General features: G+C 72.8%; 15 protein-coding genes. 11 read left to right on the top strand and 4 right to left on the bottom strand.

Features of this window, described 5'->3' with window-relative positions; genetic code table 11:
• The first annotated feature begins 78 nt into the window (after positions 1–78).
• From OG251_RS13145 to OG251_RS13120, 6 genes are all read left to right on the top strand, one after another.
• A complete protein-coding gene (locus tag OG251_RS13145; protein WP_326677344.1) occupies positions 79–1,206 on the top strand; it encodes a 5-dehydro-2-deoxygluconokinase in 1,128 nt (375 codons plus the stop codon).
• Positions 1,203–2,141 carry a Cgl0159 family (beta/alpha)8-fold protein gene (locus tag OG251_RS13140; protein WP_326677343.1) on the top strand — a complete coding sequence of 313 codons (939 nt, stop codon included), beginning with the start codon at positions 1,203–1,205 and terminating at the stop codon, positions 2,139–2,141. The genes OG251_RS13145 and OG251_RS13140 overlap by 4 nt, the downstream gene beginning before the upstream one ends.
• Before the next feature lie 27 nt (positions 2,142–2,168).
• Entirely contained in the window at positions 2,169–3,107 is a 939-nt protein-coding gene (iolB, locus tag OG251_RS13135; RefSeq protein ID WP_326677342.1) for a 5-deoxy-glucuronate isomerase, read from the top strand.
• Positions 3,002–5,002, top strand: a complete 2,001-nt coding sequence (iolD, locus tag OG251_RS13130) for a 3D-(3,5/4)-trihydroxycyclohexane-1,2-dione acylhydrolase (decyclizing) (RefSeq protein ID WP_442818327.1) — start codon at positions 3,002–3,004, stop codon at positions 5,000–5,002. Before iolB ends, iolD begins: the two co-directional genes overlap by 106 nt.
• A 19-nt stretch (positions 5,003–5,021) precedes the next feature.
• On the top strand, positions 5,022–6,524 hold the full coding sequence (mmsA, locus tag OG251_RS13125) for a CoA-acylating methylmalonate-semialdehyde dehydrogenase (protein ID WP_326677340.1): 1,503 nt from the start codon (positions 5,022–5,024) through the stop codon (positions 6,522–6,524).
• Positions 6,525–6,629: 105 nt separating this feature from the next.
• Positions 6,630–7,232, top strand: coding sequence for a DUF4291 domain-containing protein (locus OG251_RS13120; protein WP_326677339.1), 603 nt, complete (start codon positions 6,630–6,632; stop codon positions 7,230–7,232).
• Here OG251_RS13120 and OG251_RS13115 read toward each other — a convergent pair.
• The gene (locus OG251_RS13115) at positions 7,195–7,746 is read right to left on the bottom strand and encodes a hypothetical protein (RefSeq protein ID WP_326677338.1); all 552 of its coding nucleotides are present in this window, start codon (positions 7,744–7,746) and stop codon (positions 7,195–7,197) included. The two genes, OG251_RS13120 and OG251_RS13115, sit on opposite strands and share 38 nt — an antisense overlap.
• Positions 7,747–7,966: 220 nt before the next feature.
• On the opposite strand from OG251_RS13115, the gene OG251_RS13110 reads away from it, so the two are divergent.
• The 4 genes from OG251_RS13110 to OG251_RS13095 all read left to right on the top strand — a co-directional run bounded on the left by OG251_RS13110 (position 7,967) and on the right by OG251_RS13095 (position 13,922).
• Positions 7,967–10,621: an alpha/beta fold hydrolase gene (locus tag OG251_RS13110; RefSeq protein ID WP_326677337.1), complete on the top strand. Its 2,655-nt coding sequence runs from the start codon at positions 7,967–7,969 to the stop codon at positions 10,619–10,621.
• Positions 10,618–11,505, top strand: coding sequence for an ABC transporter permease (locus OG251_RS13105; RefSeq protein ID WP_326677336.1), 888 nt, complete (start codon positions 10,618–10,620; stop codon positions 11,503–11,505). The genes OG251_RS13110 and OG251_RS13105 overlap by 4 nt, the downstream gene beginning before the upstream one ends.
• 137 nt (positions 11,506–11,642) lie before the next feature.
• On the top strand, positions 11,643–13,253 hold the full coding sequence (locus OG251_RS13100; RefSeq protein ID WP_326677335.1) for a vWA domain-containing protein: 1,611 nt from the start codon (positions 11,643–11,645) through the stop codon (positions 13,251–13,253).
• 219 nt (positions 13,254–13,472) lie between these two features.
• Positions 13,473–13,922 (top strand): anthrone oxygenase family protein, encoded by a 450-nt coding sequence (locus OG251_RS13095; protein ID WP_326677334.1) that lies wholly within the window; start codon positions 13,473–13,475, stop codon positions 13,920–13,922.
• Between the two features lie 216 nt (positions 13,923–14,138).
• Here OG251_RS13095 and OG251_RS13090 read toward each other — a convergent pair whose 3' ends face one another.
• Complete coding sequence (locus tag OG251_RS13090) at positions 14,139–14,705, bottom strand: GNAT family N-acetyltransferase (RefSeq protein WP_326677333.1); 567 nt, start codon at positions 14,703–14,705, stop codon at positions 14,139–14,141.
• Positions 14,706–14,904: 199 nt separating this feature from the next.
• Between OG251_RS13090 and OG251_RS13085 the strand changes: the two genes are divergently transcribed.
• Positions 14,905–16,377 carry an FG-GAP and VCBS repeat-containing protein gene (locus tag OG251_RS13085; protein ID WP_326677332.1) on the top strand — a complete coding sequence of 491 codons (1,473 nt, stop codon included), beginning with the start codon at positions 14,905–14,907 and terminating at the stop codon, positions 16,375–16,377.
• A 126-nt stretch (positions 16,378–16,503) separates the two neighbouring features.
• On the opposite strand, the gene OG251_RS13080 is transcribed toward OG251_RS13085, so the two are convergent.
• Both OG251_RS13080 and OG251_RS13075 read right to left on the bottom strand, forming a co-directional pair.
• On the bottom strand, positions 16,504–17,382 hold the full coding sequence (locus tag OG251_RS13080) for a peptidoglycan-binding protein (protein WP_326677331.1): 879 nt from the start codon (positions 17,380–17,382) through the stop codon (positions 16,504–16,506).
• 51 nt (positions 17,383–17,433) lie between these two features.
• Positions 17,434–18,978 carry a DUF6519 domain-containing protein gene (locus OG251_RS13075; protein WP_326677330.1) on the bottom strand — a complete coding sequence of 515 codons (1,545 nt, stop codon included), beginning with the start codon at positions 18,976–18,978 and terminating at the stop codon, positions 17,434–17,436.
• Between the last annotated feature and the right edge of the window lie 8 nt (positions 18,979–18,986).

The following is an 18,986-nucleotide window of genomic DNA, read 5'->3' as shown; positions in this document are numbered from 1 at the left end:
GCCGTCCGGTCGCGGCCGGACGGCGGCGGGACAGGGCGGGTGCGGTCGGAGCGGGTGCAGCGGGCCGAAGGGACAGGTATGCCTGAGCCGTACGACGTGATCACCATGGGGCGGATCGGGGTGGACATCTACCCGTTGCAGACCGGCGTATCACTCGCGCGGGTCGACACCTTCGGGAAGTTCCTCGGCGGCTCCCCGACCAACGTCGCCGTGGCGGGCGCGCGCCTGGGCCGCCGGACGGCCGTGATCACCCGTACCGGACAGGACGCCTTCGGCGAGTATCTCCACCATCAGCTGCGGGAGTTCGGCGTCGACGACCGATGGGTGAGCGCCGTCGAGGAGTACCCGACCCCGGTCACGTTCTGCGAGATCTTCCCGCCGGACCACTTCCCGCTCTACTTCTACCGGCAGCCCAAGGCGCCCGATCTGGAGATCCGGGAACCGGAACTCGACCTGGACGCGGTGCGCGACGCCCGGATCTTCTGGATGACCGGCACCGGGCTCAGCGCCGAGCCGAGCCGCGCCTCGACCCTCGCCGCGCTACGGGCCCGCAGCGCGGGTGCTGACGGCCCGGGTGCCGACGGCGGCGGGCCCGCACCCGCCTCCCGTTCCCGTACGGCCACCGTCTTCGACCTCGACTGGCGCCCCATGTTCTGGGACGGCGGCGACCACAGTTCCGTCGCGCCCGCCCGCTACCGCGAGGCGCTCGCCCACGCCACCGTGGCCGTCGGCAACCTCGACGAGTGCGCCATCGCGACGGGTGAGCGCGAGCCGTACGCGGCGGCCCGCGCCCTGCTCGCGGCCGGGGTGGAACTCGCCGTCGTCAAGCAGGGCCCGAAGGGTGTCCTCGCCGTGCACCGCGACGGGACCACCGCCGATGTCCCGCCCCTCCCCGTGCGGGTCGTCAACGGACTCGGGGCCGGGGACGCGTTCGGCGGGGCGCTGTGCCACGGGCTGCTCGCCGGATGGGAGATCGGACGCATCATGCGGTACGCCAATGCCGCCGGGGCCATCGTCGCCTCCCGCCTGGCCTGCTCGTCGGCGATGCCGTACCCGCACGAGGTGGAACAGGCCCTGGCCGACGGAGCGGTCGGAGCGCCCGGCGCCCCTCCGACCGAGCCGCTCCCCACCGGCGTACCTCCCACCGGCGTACCTCCCACCGGGGCACCCCCCACAGGCACATCCCCCACCGGAGCCACCCCATGACGCCGCCCCCCGACCCCGCCACTCCCGACCCCGCCACTCCCGCCGGCCCCACGGCGTCCGCCGCCTCCGTCTTCGACCTCGTGCGGTTGCGGGCGCACCACCCCGAGGCGGTGGCCGAGGCCGCCGCCCGGCGGGTGCGCCGCCCCCTCATCCGTACCGGCGGACGGCTGATGATCATCGCCGCGGACCATCCGGCGCGCGGCGCCCTCGCCGTCGGCAACCGCGAACTCGCCATGGCCAACCGCTTCGAGCTCCTCGAACGGCTCTGCCTCGCGCTCTCCCGGCCGGGCGTCGACGGGGTCCTCGCCTCCGCGGACGTCCTGGACGACCTGCTGCTGCTCGGCGCCCTGGAGGACAAGGTCGTCATCGGTTCCATGAACCGAGGCGGGCTGGCGGGCGCCGCCTTCGAACTGGACGACCGCTTCACCGGCCACCGCCCCGTCGACCTGGCACGACAGGGATTCGACGCGGGCAAACTGCTGCTGCGCATCGACCACGAAGACCCCGGCTCCCTCGACACCCTCCACACCGCCGCCCGCACCATCGACGCCATGGCCGCGCACCGGCTGCCCGTCTTCGTCGAACCGTTCCTCTGCCACCGCGTCGACGGCAGGCTGCGCACCGACCTCGCCGCCGCCGCCGTCACCACCTCCATCGCCATCGCCTCCGGGCTCGCGGGCACCTCCGCGTACACCTGGCTCAAGGTCCCGGTCACCGAGAACCCCGACGACATGGCCCGGGTGATGGAGACCTCGACCCTGCCCGCCGTCCTGCTCGGCGGCGAGGTGGGCGACGACCTCGACGGGGCGTACGGGAAATGGCGCACGGCGCTGCGGCTGCCGACCGTGCAGGGGCTGGTCGTGGGGCGTTCACTGCTCTACCCGGCCGACGGTGACGTGGCCGCGGCCGTCGACACGGCCGTATCGCTGCTGTAGACGGGTGCCGAAGGGTAGGAACCGGGCATGACGACGACGCACCGCGACCGCGACCGGCACCACGACCCCCAGGTGCACGACCCCCAAGCGCACGACGGCCAGGTGCACGACCTTCATGTGCGGGCCGGCAGCGCGGCGAGCGGCCCCTACACCCTCGACATCGACCCTGAGCGCGCCGGCTGGGGCTGGTCGAGCCTGCGGGTACTGGAACTGGAGCCCGGAGGTGTTCACACGCTTGTCACCGGGGAGAGCGAATGGATCGTTCTGCCGTTGACCGGTGGCTGTACGGTGCAGACGGCAGGTGAGATCTTTGAACTGCTGGGCCGGGAAAGCGTGTTCAGCGGTGTGACCGATTTCGCGTATCTACCGCGTGACGCCCACGCACAGATCGCCTCCGGCGCGGGAGGCCGCTTCGCCCTGGCAGGAGCGAAGTGCGAGCGACGACTCCCCGCTCGCTACGGCCCCGCGCCGGAGGTACCCGTCGAACTGCGCGGCACCGGTAACTGCTCGCGCCAGGTCAACAACTTCGCCGCGGCCGACACGTACGACTGCGACCGGCTCATCGCCGTCGAGGTCCTCACACCCGGTGGCAACTGGTCCTCGTACCCGCCCCACAAGCACGACGAGCACCGGCCGGGCGAGGAGTCGGTGCTGGAGGAGATCTACTACTTCGAGGTGGAGAGGGACGGGCTCGGCTACCACCGGGTGTCCCCGTCCCGCGAGGGCGGTACGGACGTCCTGGCCGAGGTCCGCAGCGGCGACGCGGTCCTCATCCCCGACGGCTGGCACGGCCCGTCCATCGCGCCCCCCGGCCGCACCCTGTACTACCTGAACGTGATGGCGGGTCCGGGGCAGCGCGAATGGCTGATCCGCGACCACCCCGACCACGGCTGGATCCGGGACACCTGGCCGGACCAGCCCGTGGACCCCCGACTCCCGCTCTACGGCCCGGAGGATGCCCAGTGACGTCACGGAGCGACCGCAGCACCCGCAGGCTGACCACGGCTCAGGCCCTGGTCGCGTTCCTGGCCCGCCAGTACACCGAGCGCGACGGCCGGCGGCAGCGGCTGATCGACGCCACCTGGGGCATCTTCGGCCACGGCAACGTCGCCGGAATCGGCCAGGCCCTGCTGGAGACCGGTTCCCGCATGCCGTACCTCCAGGGGCGCAACGAGCAGGCCATGGTGCACGCGGCCGTCGGGTACGCCCGCCAGTCCGGCCGGCTCTCCGCGCACGCCGTCACCACCTCCATCGGCCCCGGCGCCACCAACCTCGTCACCGGCGCCGCGCTGGCCACCGTCAACCACCTGCCCGTGCTCCTCCTGCCCGGCGACACCTTCGCGACCCGGCCCGCCGACCCCGTACTCCAGCAGCTCGAAGTCCCGCAGGCGGGCGATGTCTCGGTCAACGACTGCCTGCGCCCCGTCTCGCGCTACTTCGACCGCGTCACCCGCCCCGAGGCGCTGATCCCCGCCGCGCTCCAGGCGATGCGGACCCTCACCGACCCGGCCACGGCGGGGGCGGTCACCCTCGCGCTGCCGCAGGACGTGCAGGCGCAGGCGTACGACTGGCCGGGGGAGTTCTTCGCGGAGCGGGTCTGGCACGTGCGCAGGCCCGCACCCGACGCGTACGAACTGGAGCAGGCGGTCCGGGCGGTGCGCACCGCCCGGCGCCCCCTGATCGTCGCGGGCGGCGGTGTCCGCCACAGCGCCGCCGAGGAGACCCTCGCCGCCTTCGCCGCGTCCACCCGTATCCCGGTCGCCTCCACCCAGGCGGGCAAGGGGTCCCTGCGCCACGACCACCCGGCCGATGTCGGCGGCATCGGCCACACCGGCACCGCCACCGCCGACGAACTGGCCCGCGCCGCGGACCTGGTGATCGGGATCGGCACCCGCTACTCCGACTTCACGACCGCCTCCGGCACGCTCTTCGCCAACCCGGCGGTCCGCTTCCTCAACCTCAACATCACGGGTTTCGACGCCCACAAGCTGGCCGCGCTGCCCCTCGTGGCCGACGCCCGCACCGCCCTCGAAGCGCTCGGCGAGGCCCTCGCCGGACGCGGATACCGGGTCGACCCGGCGTACGAGACCGGGTACACCGACGCCAAGGAGCGCTGGGAGCACCGGGTGGACGCCGCCCTCGCCACCCCCGCCCCCGGTGCGCGCCCCACGCAGGCCCAGGTCCTCGGTCTGCTCGACGCCCTGGTCACCGAGGACGACATCCTGATCAACGCGGCCGGTTCGCTCCCCGGCGACCTGCACAAGCTCTGGCGCACCCGCTCCCGGGACCAGTACCACGTCGAGTACGGCTACTCCTGCATGGGCTACGAGATCCCGGCCGCGATCGGCGTGCAGCTGGCCGCCCCCGGCCGCCCGGTCTGGGCGCTCGTCGGCGACGGTACGTATCTGATGAACCCCACCGAAATCGTCACCGCCGTACAGCTGGACCTGCCCATCAAGGTCGTCATCCTCCAGAACCACGGTTACGCCTCCATCGGCGGGCTCTCCGAGTCCGTCGGCGGGGAACGCCTCGGCACGGCCTACCGCCTGCGGGACGCCGAAGGCGGCTTCACCGGGGCCCCGCTGCCCGTCGATCTCGCGGCCAACGCGGCCTCCCTCGGGATGCGGGTGCTGCGCGCCGCCACCGTGGACGACCTGCGGGAAGCGCTCGCGGCGGCCCGCGACTCGGACCGTCCCACTTGTGTCTACGTCGAGACCGAAACGCCCGACACAGTGTCGGGCCCCCCTCCGGCACAGGCGTGGTGGGATGTTCCGGTGGCCGAGACCGCGACCCGCTCGTCAGCGGTCAAGGCCCGCGAAGAGTACGACCGCCACGTCGCAGCCCGACGCCGCCACCTCTGAAAGCATGAAGGAGTACGCAATGACGAAGACCGTCGACCACTGGATCGGTGGCAAGACCGTCGAGGGCACGTCGGGCAACTACGGCCCGGTCACCGACCCGGCCACCGGTGCCGTCACCACCCGGGTCGCGCTCGCCTCGGTCGAAGAGGTGGACGCCGCGGTCGCCGCCGCGAAGGCCGCGTACGGGACGTGGGGCACGTCCTCGCTCTCCACCCGCACCGCGATCCTGTTCCGCTACCGCGCGCTGCTGGACGCCCACCGCGACGACATCGCCGCGCTGATCACCGCCGAGCACGGCAAGGTGCACTCCGACGCGCTGGGCGAGGTCGCCCGCGGTCTGGAGATCGTCGAGCTGGCCTGCGGCATCACCACCCAGCTCAAGGGCGAGCTGTCCACCCAGGTCTCCAGCCGGGTCGACGTCTCCTCGATCCGCCAGTCGATCGGTGTCGTCGCGGGCATCACGCCGTTCAACTTCCCGGCCATGGTGCCGATGTGGATGTTCCCGCTGGCCATCGCGTGCGGTAACACGTTCGTGCTGAAGCCCAGCGAGAAGGACCCTTCGGCCGCCAACCTGCTGGCCGAACTGGCCGCCGAGGCGGGCCTGCCCGACGGCGTCCTGAACGTCCTGCACGGCGACAGGACCGCGGTCGACGGCCTGCTGGCCCACCCGGACGTGGCCGCGGTCTCCTTCGTCGGCTCCACCCCGATCGCCCGCTACATCCACACCACGGCCTCCACCAACGGCAAGCGCGTCCAGGCGCTCGGCGGCGCGAAGAACCACATGCTCGTCCTGCCGGACGCCGACCTGGACGCCGCGGCCGACGCGGCGGTCTCGGCCGCGTACGGCTCCGCGGGGGAGCGCTGCATGGCGATCTCGGCGGTCGTCGCGGTCGGCGCGATCGGCGACGAACTGGTGGCCAAGATCCGCGAGCGCGCCGAGAAGATCAAGATCGGCCCCGGCAACGACCCCGCGTCCGAGATGGGCCCCCTGATCACCGCCGCCCACCGCGACAAGGTCGCCTCCTACGTCACGGGCGCCGCCGCCCAGGGCGCCGACGTGGTCCTCGACGGCACCGGCCACACGGTGGAGGGCTTCGAGGACGGCCACTGGATCGGCCTCTCGCTCCTGGACAACGTCTCCACCGACTCCGACGCGTACAAGGACGAGATCTTCGGCCCGGTCCTGTGCGTCCTGCGCGTGGACTCGTACGACGAGGGCGTGGCCCTGATGAACGCCTCGCCGTTCGGCAACGGCACCGCGATCTTCACCCGCGACGGTGGAGCGGCCCGGCGCTTCCAGCTGGAGATCGAGGCCGGCATGGTCGGCGTCAATGTGCCGATCCCGGTGCCGGTGGGCTACCACTCCTTCGGTGGCTGGAAGGACTCGCTCTTCGGCGACCACCACATCTACGGCAACGACGGCGTGCACTTCTACACCCGCGGCAAGGTCGTCACCACCCGCTGGCCCGACCCGGCGGACGCCCCCTCGGGCGTGGACCTGGGCTTCCCCCGCAACCACTGAGCCCCGGCCTCCCGGCCCCGTCGGCCGCGGCCGACGGGGCCGACGCGCGCCGGCGGGGGGAAAACGAGGTGCGGGCCGGTGCCGGGCTCCCGCACCCTGGGCGTCATGAACGCGACACCCCGCTACGAGATCCGCGCCCGGCACACCGCCTCCACCGTCACCGTCTACCAGGCGTACCGGCCCGCCATCGGGCTGCCCGCCGCGCGGGACGGGCGGTTTCCCGGTGCCTGGAAGCGGGACCGTATGACGTGGATCAAGCCCAGCTTCCTGTGGATGATGTACCGCTGCGGCTGGGGAGCGAAGGAGGGGCAGGAGACCGTTCTCGCCGTCGAGATCACCCGCGACGGCTTCGCCTGGGCGCTGGAGAACGCCGAACTCTCGCACTACGTCAGGGGTGTTCACCCCGATCGGGAGGCCTGGCGGCGGGGTCTGCGGCGTGCGCCCGCACGCGTGCAGTGGGACCCCGAGCGCGATCTGCACCTCAACCCGCTCCCGTACCGCTCCCTCCAGCTGGGGCTGAGCGGTGAGGCGGCGGGGCGGTACGCCGATGAGTGGATCGTGGCCGTCAGGGACGTCACCCCGCTCGCGCACGAGATCCACGGGCTGCTCCGGGCGGGGGAGCGGGACAGGGCGGCCGGGCTGCTGCCGGAGGAGACACCGGTCGTGGGGCTCAGCGCGCCCCGTCCGGAGCCGCGGACCAGCCCGTGACCGCCAGCACCTCGGCCGCGATCTCCGGGACGGGCCGGCCGTCCGTCGGGACCCGCACCGTGTCGGGCGGAGCCTGGGCGTCCAGGAGGCGGGACTTGCGGGCGCTGCCCGCGAGTTCCCGGTCCAGGGCCGAGCCGATCTCCCGGGCCGACAGACGCCCGTGCACCGTGGCGTCGGTGGCGGTGAGCAGGACCCGGACGATGCGTACGCCGGGGCCGAGGGCGCGGACGAACATCCCCTCCGATTCCGCCAGCACGCTCACCGTGTTCGTGTAGATCAGGCGGCCGTAACCGAGCGCCGCGTAATTCCGCCACACCGCCGTCAGGTTGGCCTCGGTGAGCGACGAGCGGCGCGGGTCCCCGGCCGGAGCCGGATGGACCTGGCCCAGGTAGTCGCCCTCGATGACCGCGTGCGCGGTGCCGGTGGCGCGCAGCCGGTCGGAGACCTCCCAGCCCACCGTCGTCTTTCCGACGCCCGCGCGGCCGCCGATGAGAAGTACCTCGGGGTGATCCATGGAGGCAGGGTGCCAGGCCGCGGGGGGCCTTCGCCACAGGGTTGTCCGGTGCTTCGGGCAGGCCGGAGGACGGGGACCGCGGTGCGCGCCGGAGAGCGTGCGCACGGCCCGTGTACCGCGTCCGGAGTACGACGTCCCCGCCCCGTACCTCTCAGGGAGGCCCGGTACCTCCCCCCGGCGGCACCGTGAGCGGTGGCACCGTCCGTTTAGGGTCGTAGACATGGAGACCCCTACTTCTCGATGGCGGCGCCGACTGCCCCGTACACGTGGCCGGTGGGCCGCGGTCGTCGCCGCGCTCGTCGTGCTCGCGGGTGCCGGTACCTGGACCGCGGTGGCCGACGACAGTGCGCCGTCCGTGCACCGCGAGGACCGGATGATGCGGATGAACGGGGTGTCCATCGACACGTCGTACTTCACGTCCGGCGGCTCGCAGCGCCGGCCCGCCGTGCTCATCGGGCACGGCTTCGGCGGCAGCAAGGCCGATGTGCGGGCCCAGGCCGAGAAGCTGGCGAGCGACGGGTACGCCGTGCTGACCTGGTCCGCACGCGGGTTCGGGAAGTCCGGCGGGGAGATCTCGCTGAACGCCCCCGACCGCGAGGTCAAGGACGTCTCCGGGCTCATCGACTGGCTCGCCGCCAGGCCCGAGGTCGAACTCGACGGCAAGGGCGACCCCCGCGTCGGAGTCACCGGGTCCTCCTACGGCGGGGCCGTCTCGCTGCTCGCCGCCGGGCACGACCGGCGCGTCGACGCCATCGCCCCCGTCATCACCTACTGGAACCTCGCCGAAGCGCTCTTCCCCGACGGGGTGTTCAAGAAGCTCTGGGCCGGGATCTTCGTCACCTCGGGCGGCGGCTGCGAGAAGTTCGAGAAGCAGCTCTGCGAGATGTACGAGCGGGTCGCCGTCAGCGGGAAGCCGGACGAGGCCGCTCGCGAACTGCTGACCGCGCGGTCACCGGTCGCCGTCGCCGACCGCATCGACGTGCCCTCGCTCGTCGTGCAGGGGCAGAGCGACTCCCTCTTCCCGCTCGGCCAGGCCGACGCCATGGCGAAGGCGATCAAGGCCAACGGCGCCCCCGTGTCCGTCGACTGGATCGCGGGCGGGCACGACGGCGGCGACCGGGAGAGCGACCGGATCCAGAACCGGGTCGGCGACTGGTTCGACCGCTATCTCAAGGACGACAAGGGCGCCGGCACCGGGCCCGCCTTCCGGGTCACCCGTACCGGAGGAATCGACTCCACCGACGGCGCCGCCCTTCGGCGCGGGGCGAGCGGCGACACCTACCCGGGACTGCGCAGCGGCGGCCAGGAGTTCGGACTCGACGGGCGGACGCAGACGTTCCGCAATCCTGCCGGGGCCAGTCCGCCCGCCATCTCCGCCGTGCCCGGCGTGGGCGGCGGGCTCTCCCAGCTCTCCTCCCTCGGCGTCGGGCTGTCGATCGACTTCCCTGGCCAGCACGCACGCTTCGACTCCGCCCCGCTCGACACCTCCGTGCGGGTCACCGGAACACCCACGGTGCGGGTGAACGTCAAGGCCCAAGAGGGCAGCGACGCCGTGCTGTTCGGCAAGGTGTACGACGTGTCGCCGGACGGCAAGCAACAGGTACTGCCCTCCCAGCTCGTCGCCCCCTACCGGATCACCCCCGCACAACAGGGCAGGCCGGTCGAACTGACCCTGCCCGCCGTCGACCACGCATTCGACTCCGGGCACCGGATGCGCCTCGTCCTGTCGGCGACCGACCTCGGCTACGCCTCACCGGCCGAGCCGACGACGTACACCGTGAGCACGGACGGACCGCTGACCGTCCCCACCGCGCCCGCCGTCAGGACCGCGTCCTCCGCCCTCCCGTGGTGGACCTGGGGGCTCCCGGCCGCCGCCCTCGTCATCGCCGCCGCGCTGCTGCTCACCGCACGCCGCCGCACCACGACCCCGGCCCCCGACCCCGCGCTCACCGACGTACCCCTCCGGATCACCGGCCTGTCCAAGAAGTACGCCAAGTCCGCCGACCGGCACGCCGTCCGCGAGCTGTCCTTCCAGGTGGAGAAGGGGCAGGTGCTCGGACTCCTCGGGCCGAACGGCGCGGGCAAGACCACCACCCTGCGCATGCTGATGGGCCTCATCACTCCCGACGAGGGCGAGATCCGCGTCTTCGGCCAGGCCATCCGGCCCGGCGCACCCGTGCTGTCCCGCGTCGGGGCGTTCGTCGAAGGAGCGGGCTTCCTGCCGCATCTGTCCGGGCGCGCCAACCTGGAGCTGTACTGGCAGGCCACCGGCCGCCCCGCCGAGGACTCGCACATCGACGACGCCCTGGAGATCGCCGGTCTCGGCGACGCCCTGGCCCGCGCGGTGCGCACGTACTCGCAGGGCATGCGGCAGCGGCTCGCCATCGCGCAGGCCATGCTCGGGATGCCGGACCTGCTCATCCTGGACGAACCGACCAACGGACTCGACCCGCCCCAGATCCGGGAGATGCGGGACGTGATGATCCGGTACGCGGCCGGAGGACGGACCGTCATCGTCTCCAGCCACCTGTTGTCCGAGGTCGAACAGTCCTGCACCCACCTCGTCGTCATGGACCGGGGACGGCTCGTCCAGGCCGGCCCGGTCGCCGAGATCACCGGTTCCGGCGACATGCTGCTCGTCACCACCGCCGAGGACGTGGCCGAGCCGCTCGTGGAGAAGATCTCCGCACTGCCCGGCATCGGCTCCGCCGTCCGGACCGACGACGGGCGCGGACTGCTGGTCCGGCTCGACGGCGCCACCGCCTCCCGGCTCGTCACCGAACTCGTCCGGCTGGACGTCCCGGTCACGGGTGTCGGGCCGCACCGCCGCCTGGAGGACGCCTTCCTCACCCTCATCTCCGGAGGAACCGCATGAGCTCCGCAGCCGACGTCCGGGAGGCGGCCGAGGCCGTCGAGGCCCCCGGCTACCGCGCCCGGCACACCCTGCCGCTGCGCGTCGAGGCGATGCGGCAACTGCGCAGGCGCCGCACCCTGCTGATGGGCGGGGTGCTGGCCGCGCTGCCGTTCATCCTGATCATCGCCTTCGCCATCGGCGGCACACCGGACGGCGGACCCGACGGCGGCGGCCGGCTCACCCTGATGGACACCGCGACCGCGTCCGCCGCGAACTTCGCCGCGACCTGCCTGTTCGTCTCGGCCGGGTTCCTGCTGGTGGTCCCGGTCGCCCTGTTCTGCGGGGACACCGTCGCCTCCGAGGCCGGCTGGTCCTCGCTGCGCTATCTGCTCGCCGCGCCCGTGCCCCGGATGCGGCTGTTGTGGAGCAAGCTCGTCGTCGCGCTCGGCTTCAGCCTGGCCGCGATGGTGCTGCTGCCGGTCGTCGCGCTGGCGGCGGGGGCCGCGGCGTACGGCTGGGGGCCGCTCGAACTGCCCACCGGGGGAGCGCTGGCGACCGGTGACACGGTGCCGCGTCTCGCACTCGTCGTGGCGTTCGTCTTCGTCTCCCAACTGGTCACCGCCGCGCTGGCGTTCTGGCTGTCGACGAAGACGGACGCCCCGCTCGGCGCGGTCGGCGGCGCGGTCGGTCTGACCATCGTCGGCAATGTGCTGGACGCCGTCACCGCGCTCGGCTCCTGGCGCGACTTCCTGCCCGCGCACTGGCAGTTCGCGTGGGCGGACGCGCTCCAGCCGGAGCTGGAGTGGGGCGGGATGGTGAAGGGCGCGGCGGTCTCGGTGACGTATGCCCTGATTCTGTTCGCGCTGGCCTTCCGCGGGTTCAGTCGTAAGGACATCGTGTCCTGAACCTGATGTTCCGCGGTTCCGGGCCGGTGCGGTCACCCGCCGTTGCAGCTTCGAGACTGTTCCGCAACGCGTTCGTCGGCTCCCATCGGCCCTCTCGCACGTCACATTCACAGATGTCGACGACGTGGGGGGTACCGATGGAACACCGGACACGGGCAGCCGCACTGCTGCTGGCGGGCGGAATGCTGATCACCGGCTGCAGCGGCGGAATGGACGCGACCTCGTCCGCCGACCGCCAGTCCGCCGCCCGGAAGGAGCCGGGGCCGCCCGGCGGCGGACAGCCCGCCCCGGCCGCCCCCTCCGCGGCGCCCGACGGCGCCGCGGAGGGGGACGGGGCGGCCGAGAAGCGGCGGGACGTCGCGGCGCCCGACTATCTGTCCACCTTCGCCCTGGACGTGGACACCGCGAGCTACGGCTACGCGCGCCGCACCCTGGGCGACGGCAGACTGCCGGATCCCGGGACCGTACGGCCCGAGGAGTTCGTCAACAGCTTCCGCCAGGGCTACGAGCGGCCGAAGGGCAACGGCTTCTCGGTGACCGTCGACGGGGCGCGGGCCGGCGGGGGGTCCGGGGACGGCTCCGGGAAGGGGGCCGCCGACTGGTCGCTCGTCCGGGTCGGCCTGGCCACCAGGGCGGCCGCCCCCAGCAGTGAACGCCCGCCCGCCGCGCTCACGTTCGTCGTCGACATCTCCGGGTCCATGGCCGAGCCGGGCCGTCTCGACCTGGCGAAGAAGTCGCTGACGATCCTCACCGACGAACTGCGCGACGACGACGCGGTCTCCCTGGTCACCTTCAGCGACGAGGCCGAGACCCGGCTGCCGATGACCCGCCTCCGGGGCAACCGGACCAAGATCCGCGACGCGGTCGAGGAGATGGAACCGACCGACTCCACCAACGTCGAGGCCGGCATCGTGCGCGGCTACGAGGAAGCGGTCGAGGGGCACCGCAAGGGCGCCACCAACCGTGTCGTGCTGCTCTCCGACGCCCTCGCCAACACCGGCGAGACCCAGGCCGACGCGATCCTCGAACGCATCGGCGACGCACGCCGCGAGCACGGCATCACGCTCTTCGGCGTCGGGGTCGGCAGCGACTACGGCGACGCGCTGATGGAGCGCCTCACCAACAAGGGCGACGGCAACACCACGTACATCGCCGACGAGACCCAGGCGCGCAAGGTCTTCGTCGACCAGTTGCCCGCCCATGTGGAACTGCGGGCCCGCGACGCCAAGGCCCAGGTCGCCTTCGACCGCGAGAACGTCAAGCAGTTCCGGCTCATCGGCTACGAGAACCGCAAGGTCGCCGACGAGGACTTCCGCGACGACAGCGTCGACGGCGGCGAGGTCGGCCCCGGCCACACGGTGACCGCGCTCTATGCCGTACGGCTGCGGGAGGGCGCGTCCGGCCGGGTGGCGACGGCCACGGTGCGCTGGCTCGACCCCAGGACCCGCGAGGCGCACGAGGAGTCCGGCTCCGTGCGGAGCGGGTCGATCGATGGACCGCTGTGGGGCGACACCGGCGAGCGGCTCCAAGTGGCGTCGGTGGCCGCGTACTTCGCCGAGACGCTGCGCGGCGGGGAGCTGCCGGGCATGCCCCGGCTGTCCGAACTGGCCTCCCGCGCCTCGAAGCTGGCGGACGGGACCGAGGACAGCGCGGTACGGAAGCTGGCGACGGCGATCGGCCGGGCGGACCGGCTCAAGGGCGGCGACGGTCCGAAGGGGGACGGTGCGGCCGAGGGCGAGATCGGCTGAGCCCGGGCGGACTTCGGCGGGTCCCGGCTCTGTCGGGACCCGGCTCGGCCGGGGTTCTGCGGACTTCGCCGGGCCCCGGCTCTGTCGAGGCCCGGCTCGGTCGGGGTCCGGAGTGCTTCGCAGGGCTGCGGAGTGCTGCGGAGAGAAGGGCGGGCGGGGGCGTACGGCCGTGCGGAATTGTGGCTGTGCCGCGCGCCGTCCCGCGTCATGATGTGCACCATGACCTCCCTGCTCCTGGTGCTCTCCGCGATCGTCAACGGCCTCTACGCGGGCTTCATGCTCACGTTCCTCATCGCGATCATGCCCGGACTCGCGGCGTTGCCGGACGAACAGTTCACGGCCGCGATGCGCCGCTTCAACGAGAAGGTTCCGGGGCCGGTCTTCCTCGTCCTGTTCCTCGGAGTGGTCGCCCTTCCGGTCGCGGTGCTGGTCTCCGGCGTCGGCGGGGAGTCGCGGCTGCCCGTCGTCGTGGCCGGGCTGGCCTGCGCCGTGGTCGGCCATATGATCACGATCGCCGGGAACATCCCGCTGAACAAGGCGCTCGCGGACGCCGAGGGCGGTGACGACAGCGCGGCCCGCACGGCGTTCGAGTCCCGCTGGAACACCCTCCACCGGGTCCGCACCGCCCTCTCCCTCGCCGCCTGCGTCCTGCTGACGGTCGCGCTGTAGCCGTCGGGCCCGCCGACCGTCGACCGCCGCGCCGGAGGCGTGGGAGCCCTCAGAAGTCGAACTGATCGATCGCGGCCTTCACCAGTTCCATGTCCTTGTTCATGGCCGCTTGAGCGGGCCGCGCCCCGCGTTGGGGTCGTTGGCGGCGAGCAGGATCGCGTGGGTGTGCGCCCGCGCTTCGGCCGCGTACGCGCCCCGTTCGCGGCGGTGCTTCGTTCATGTACGCGCTTCGCGGACGCCCGGGTGTCCGGGGCCGAGGAACAGGACGAGCCCCGCCCTTCCCGGTACCGGTGCGGCGAAGCGATGCCAGCCCGCGCGCTCGTACAGCCGCAGCGCGGCCCCCGCCCGCACCGAGGTCAGCAGCCAGCAACGGCCGTCCGTGGCAGGGCCGGTCACCGCCGCCAGCAGGGCCGCACCCAGCCCCGTGCCGTGCGCCCGGGGCCGGACGGCCAGCTCGTCGACCTCAAGCGCTCCGCACAGCAGGGCCGTTGTGCGCTCGGGTCCCAGCGCCTGCGCGACCTGTCCGTAACTGCGGTCGTCGGGGAAGACCTCCGGCGTGGTCCAGGCCGTGGCGAAGCCGGTCACGGCCTCCCCGTCCAGGGCCACCGCCGCCGTGAAACCCGGCCGGGCCGCGTCCTTCGCCAGGCGTTCGGCATACCTGTCCGCCTCCGCCGGGTCCTCGTCCCAGGGCGGCCCCGAGAACGCCTCCGCGTACACGGTGCGGATGCCCTCGGCACGGCCGGTCAGCTCCTCGCCCGTCACCAGCCGGATCTGTGAGGTCACCGGGTCACTCCTTCCGCAGAGGTCGGGAACAGGGAACAAGATAGGCGTACTTGTGACGATCGGCGTGCAACCCTCCGGCCGATCCGCCCGTCTCACCGAGTACCAGCCGTCACTGCCACCCCCGTTCAGCAGACCTCGGCGGAATGTTTCACGAACCACTCAAGAACGTTCTCCGTACACGTCAGCAGAAGGAGTCCCCGTGGCACCCCGAGCACTCGGTACCGGTGTGGTCCTGGCCATCACCGTCGCCTCCGCAGCCCTCGCCCTGCCCACCGCCCAGGCGGCCCCGGCCGCACCCGAGCGGGCGGCGGCCCCGGCCGGTCTCCACTCCGACTTCAACGGCGACGGATACCCCGACATCGCGTTCGCCGCCCCCGGCGCCACGGTCAAGGGCTTCGCGGGCGCCGGATACGTCGGCGTCGCGTACGGCTCCGGTACGGGTGTCAAGAGCTCCGCCAAGAAGGTCTTCACCCAGAGCACGGCCAACATCCCCGGCACACCGGAGGCGAAGGACGCCTTCGGCAGCTCGGTGGTCTCCGCCGACCTCGACCGGGACGGCTACGCGGACCTGGTGGTCGGCTCCTCGGGCGAGAAGGTCGGCACCGGCGACGCCGCGGGCTCGCTCACGGTCATCTGGGGCGGCGCGGGCGGACTCGCCGGTGGTGCGACGGTTCTGGACGGGGAGCAGTACGACGGTGTCGGCGCCCATCTCGCCGCCGGCGACTTCAACGGGGACGGCGCCCCCGACCTCGCGACCGTCCGCGACCACGATCTCCAGAGCCTCCTGGGCCCGTTCACCCGCGACGGCCGCGCGTCCGCCACCACCGAGCTGCCCGACATGGACGACAAGCGCTACCTGGACCTGGCGGCGGGCGACGTCAACGGGGACGGCCGCGACGACCTCGCCGCCGTCGTCCACAGCGGCGACGAGTACGACGACCGCCGCATCCTCATCAGCAACGGCAGCCCCGCGGGACCGGGCGAGTACACCCGGGTGAAGGGCAGCGACGGCTACTCCCTGGAGGGCGGCGAACGCCTCGCCGTCGGCAACGTCAACGGTGACAAGTACGCCGACCTCGCCGTCGGACGCCCGGTCGACGGCTACGACAGCGACCTCGACCTGCCGCTCGCCAAGGGCGGGATGCTCACCTATGTACCGGGCAGCGCCACCGGACCGCAGGGCACCAAGGCCAAGGTCTTCAACCAGGACTCGGCGGGCGTCCCGGGCGCGGCGGAGGCCTCCGACGGCTTCGGCTCGTCCGTCGCGATCGGCGACACGAACGGCGACGGCTTCGGCGAGATCGCCGTCGGCGTCCCGAACGAGGCGCTGGGCACGGTCCGGCGGGCGGGCGGCATCGTGATCCTGCCCGGGAAGGCCACCGGCCCGACGGGCACCGGCAGCTTCGGCTTCAACCAGTCCACACCGGATGTTCCCGGCGCGGCGGAGAAGGGCGACCTGTTCGGCGGTGCCGCCGCCTTCGCGGACGTCAACAAGGACGGCCGTGCCGACCTGGCCGTCGGCGCGCCCGGCGAGGGGGAGGGCGAGGGCTCGCTCTGGTTCTTCCCGGCCACCGCCTCCGGCCTCGGCGCCAAGGGGTCCTTCAGCTTCGGCCACGGGACGCTGGGCACCGTGGCGGCGAAGGCGGCCCTGGGCAGCTCCTTCAACCGCTGACGGCATACGGGAGCCGGGCCCTGTCACGAGTCACCCGACAGGGCCCGGCGCCCGCACAGGGCCGGGGCGCGCGCCGTGCCGTACACCCCGGCCCGGCTCCGGCGCTCCGGCCCCGGAGCCGCCGGATCAGACGTTCGGGACCTTGAGCTTCGTCCAGCTCTCCTTGCCCGGAATGCCGTCCGCCCCGCTGCCCGAGTAGCCGAGCTTGCGCTGCCAGGCCGCGTACGACTTCTTGTCGGCGTCCGACCAGGCCGGTCCGGGACCCACCTCGTAACGGCCGCAGCCCTCCGCCACGAGGCGCTTGCCCATCGCGGTGATGATCGCGCTGCGTCTGCCCACCTTGAAGAACGCCGCGCCGGGGAACGGCTCGTACTTCGGCGGTGCGGGCGGCTTCGACGGGCCGTCCGGCTTGCCGCCGAGCCGGGACTTGATCCGGCTGCGCATCGAGTCCATCGTGAACCCGCGCGGATCGACCTTTCCCGGCTGCCACTCCTTGTGCCCGATCACCGAGCGCTGCGACCAGTGGTGCGCCCGGCAGATCGCGGCGGACACCTTCTCGATCGCCAGCAGCTGCGCCGCCGGCCAGGGGTCCTTCCCGTCGCCGAGGTTGATGCACTCGAAGCCGTAGAAGTGCCGGTTGCCGTCGGTGTTGGCCTCGTTGTCGGAGGGCAGTGAGGCCGACTCGTTGACCACGGCCCGCAGGACGTCGTCGTCGCCGAGCCCGGCGTGGTTGGCCCGCCCGTGCCCGACGAGATGGACCGAGCCGTCCTTGGCTATCACCCCGTGGCAGAGCGGACCGGGGAGGCTGGAGTGGCCGTTGTAGCAGAGCTCCACCGAGCTCTGCGTTCCGGACGTCACGGTGTGATGGATCATCACCCCGTTCACCGGGCCCCACGGGCCCTTGTGGTTGCGGTTGTGTGTACGCCAGCTCCGGTGCTCGACGACACGCAGGCCTTCGTCACGGAGGGCTTTGAGCAGCTTGTCGGCCGACAGGGGCGTTGCCATCGTGGTGCTCCTTCCCAGGTGGTGCGGTGGTTCGACGCACTCAATAGTGCGTCAGTTCTCGTTCGTCTCCTGATCGTTTTGCCCGGTAACGGGGGGAGTCGAACCGCTGTCCGCCACACGTTCGGCGGCCACCGCCTCCTCCTCGGCCCGTGCCTCCGCCGCCAGGGCCTCCTCGTCCGCGGCCGGGATCGGCGCGGCCAGCGGTCCGAACTCCTGGCGGAGGTCGGCCACCGACCCCTCACCGAGAATCCAGGCCAGCGGCGCGTAGTGGACCCGCACACCGCGCGGCGAGCGCAGCAGCGGACGCCGGGCCGCGTCGGTCGGCCACTCGACGCCGCCCGTCGCCGTCCGGGCGGGCACGGTCCAGTAGTCACCGGAGCGGTACGTCCTGCCCGGCTCGAAGTACACGAACACCCCGTCCTCCAGCGGCAGCCAGGCCCCCTCCTCGATCCGCAGCGCACCGTCGCGCACCTTCGCGGCGCCCTTCGTCCTGCGGGTCGCCGGGCGGTGGTCCCAGCGCCGCAGGTACGGGTTCAACTCGGGGCGCCGGCCCACGAAGGGCTCCGGCTCGCCCGAGAGCCGCACCCGGCGCCCCGGCAGATCGACCTCCTCCACCCGCAGCAGGGGCAGCGGTTCACGGCGGCTCGTGTAGGCGGTGTCGACGAACTCGACCAGGTCACCGACGCCGAGGTCGAGCTTGTCGTCGTTGCCGAGCGAGGCCAGCTCGACCCAGGTACCGTCCAGGTCCTCGACCGGGAAGGTCACCGAACCGTTCTCCCTGGACCACTTGAACGTGGCGTCCTGTGCCGCGCCGCCCTGATGGATCTCCACCCGGTACAGCTGGTTCTCCGGCCCCCGGTAGCGGGCGTCCGGCCGGACCAGGCACGGGTCCTCGTCCGCCCGGTCCGGGCGTTCGCTGCGGGCCGCCAGCCGGGCCGTCGGAGCCTTCGCCGCCGACCAGGTGTCGAACGCCGCCCGCACCTGGTCCTTCGTCGCCCCGTCCGCGAGGTCCAGCTCCGCACCGGGCAGCGGCACGACCTGCCACACCACCTTGACCCGGGCCGCCGTGTCGGGCATCGCCGTGCCCAGCGCCACCTCGCGCAGCAGCGGGTCCTCGGCCGCGGTGACCACCCGTTCCCACACCTTCAGGCAGGCCAGATACGGGAACTGGGTGGGCAGCCGGTCGCCGGGGCGCTCCGGGTCGCGGTAGCCGTCCGGCTGATCCCAGTACGTCCAGGTCGCGGGGGCGGCGTCCGGTGCCTCGCCGTCCGGCCCGGTGGCGTCGTCCTCGGCCGGGACGCCGGGTCCGGGCCGGGTCGCGTCCAGCAGGATGCCGTCCACGTAGTAGCGGCCGCCGCCGAGGGCGAGGTCGTCCAGCTCCCGGCTGCCGCCCAGGAACTTCACCTCGAAGCCGGTCGCGCCGCGCGGCCCGCCGTGCCGTCCGATCAGGTCGGCCGCGGTGGTACGGGCCCGGTGCAGCTGGATCGCGGCCTGCTCGTTGGTGTCCGCGTCCAGTTGGACGCGGCCCTGCTGGGCGAGCACCGCCGAGTAGTGCCGGTCCGGCCGGAAGGTGTCGCGGGAGAGATCTGCGTGCATGGGAAGGG

The sequence above is a fragment of the Streptomyces sp. NBC_01237 genome, assembly GCF_035917275.1.
In the GTDB taxonomy this organism is placed as follows: domain Bacteria; phylum Actinomycetota; class Actinomycetes; order Streptomycetales; family Streptomycetaceae; genus Streptomyces.
Note: the sequence above shows the minus strand (reverse complement) of the source record. Positions and strands in the feature narration are given on the sequence as shown.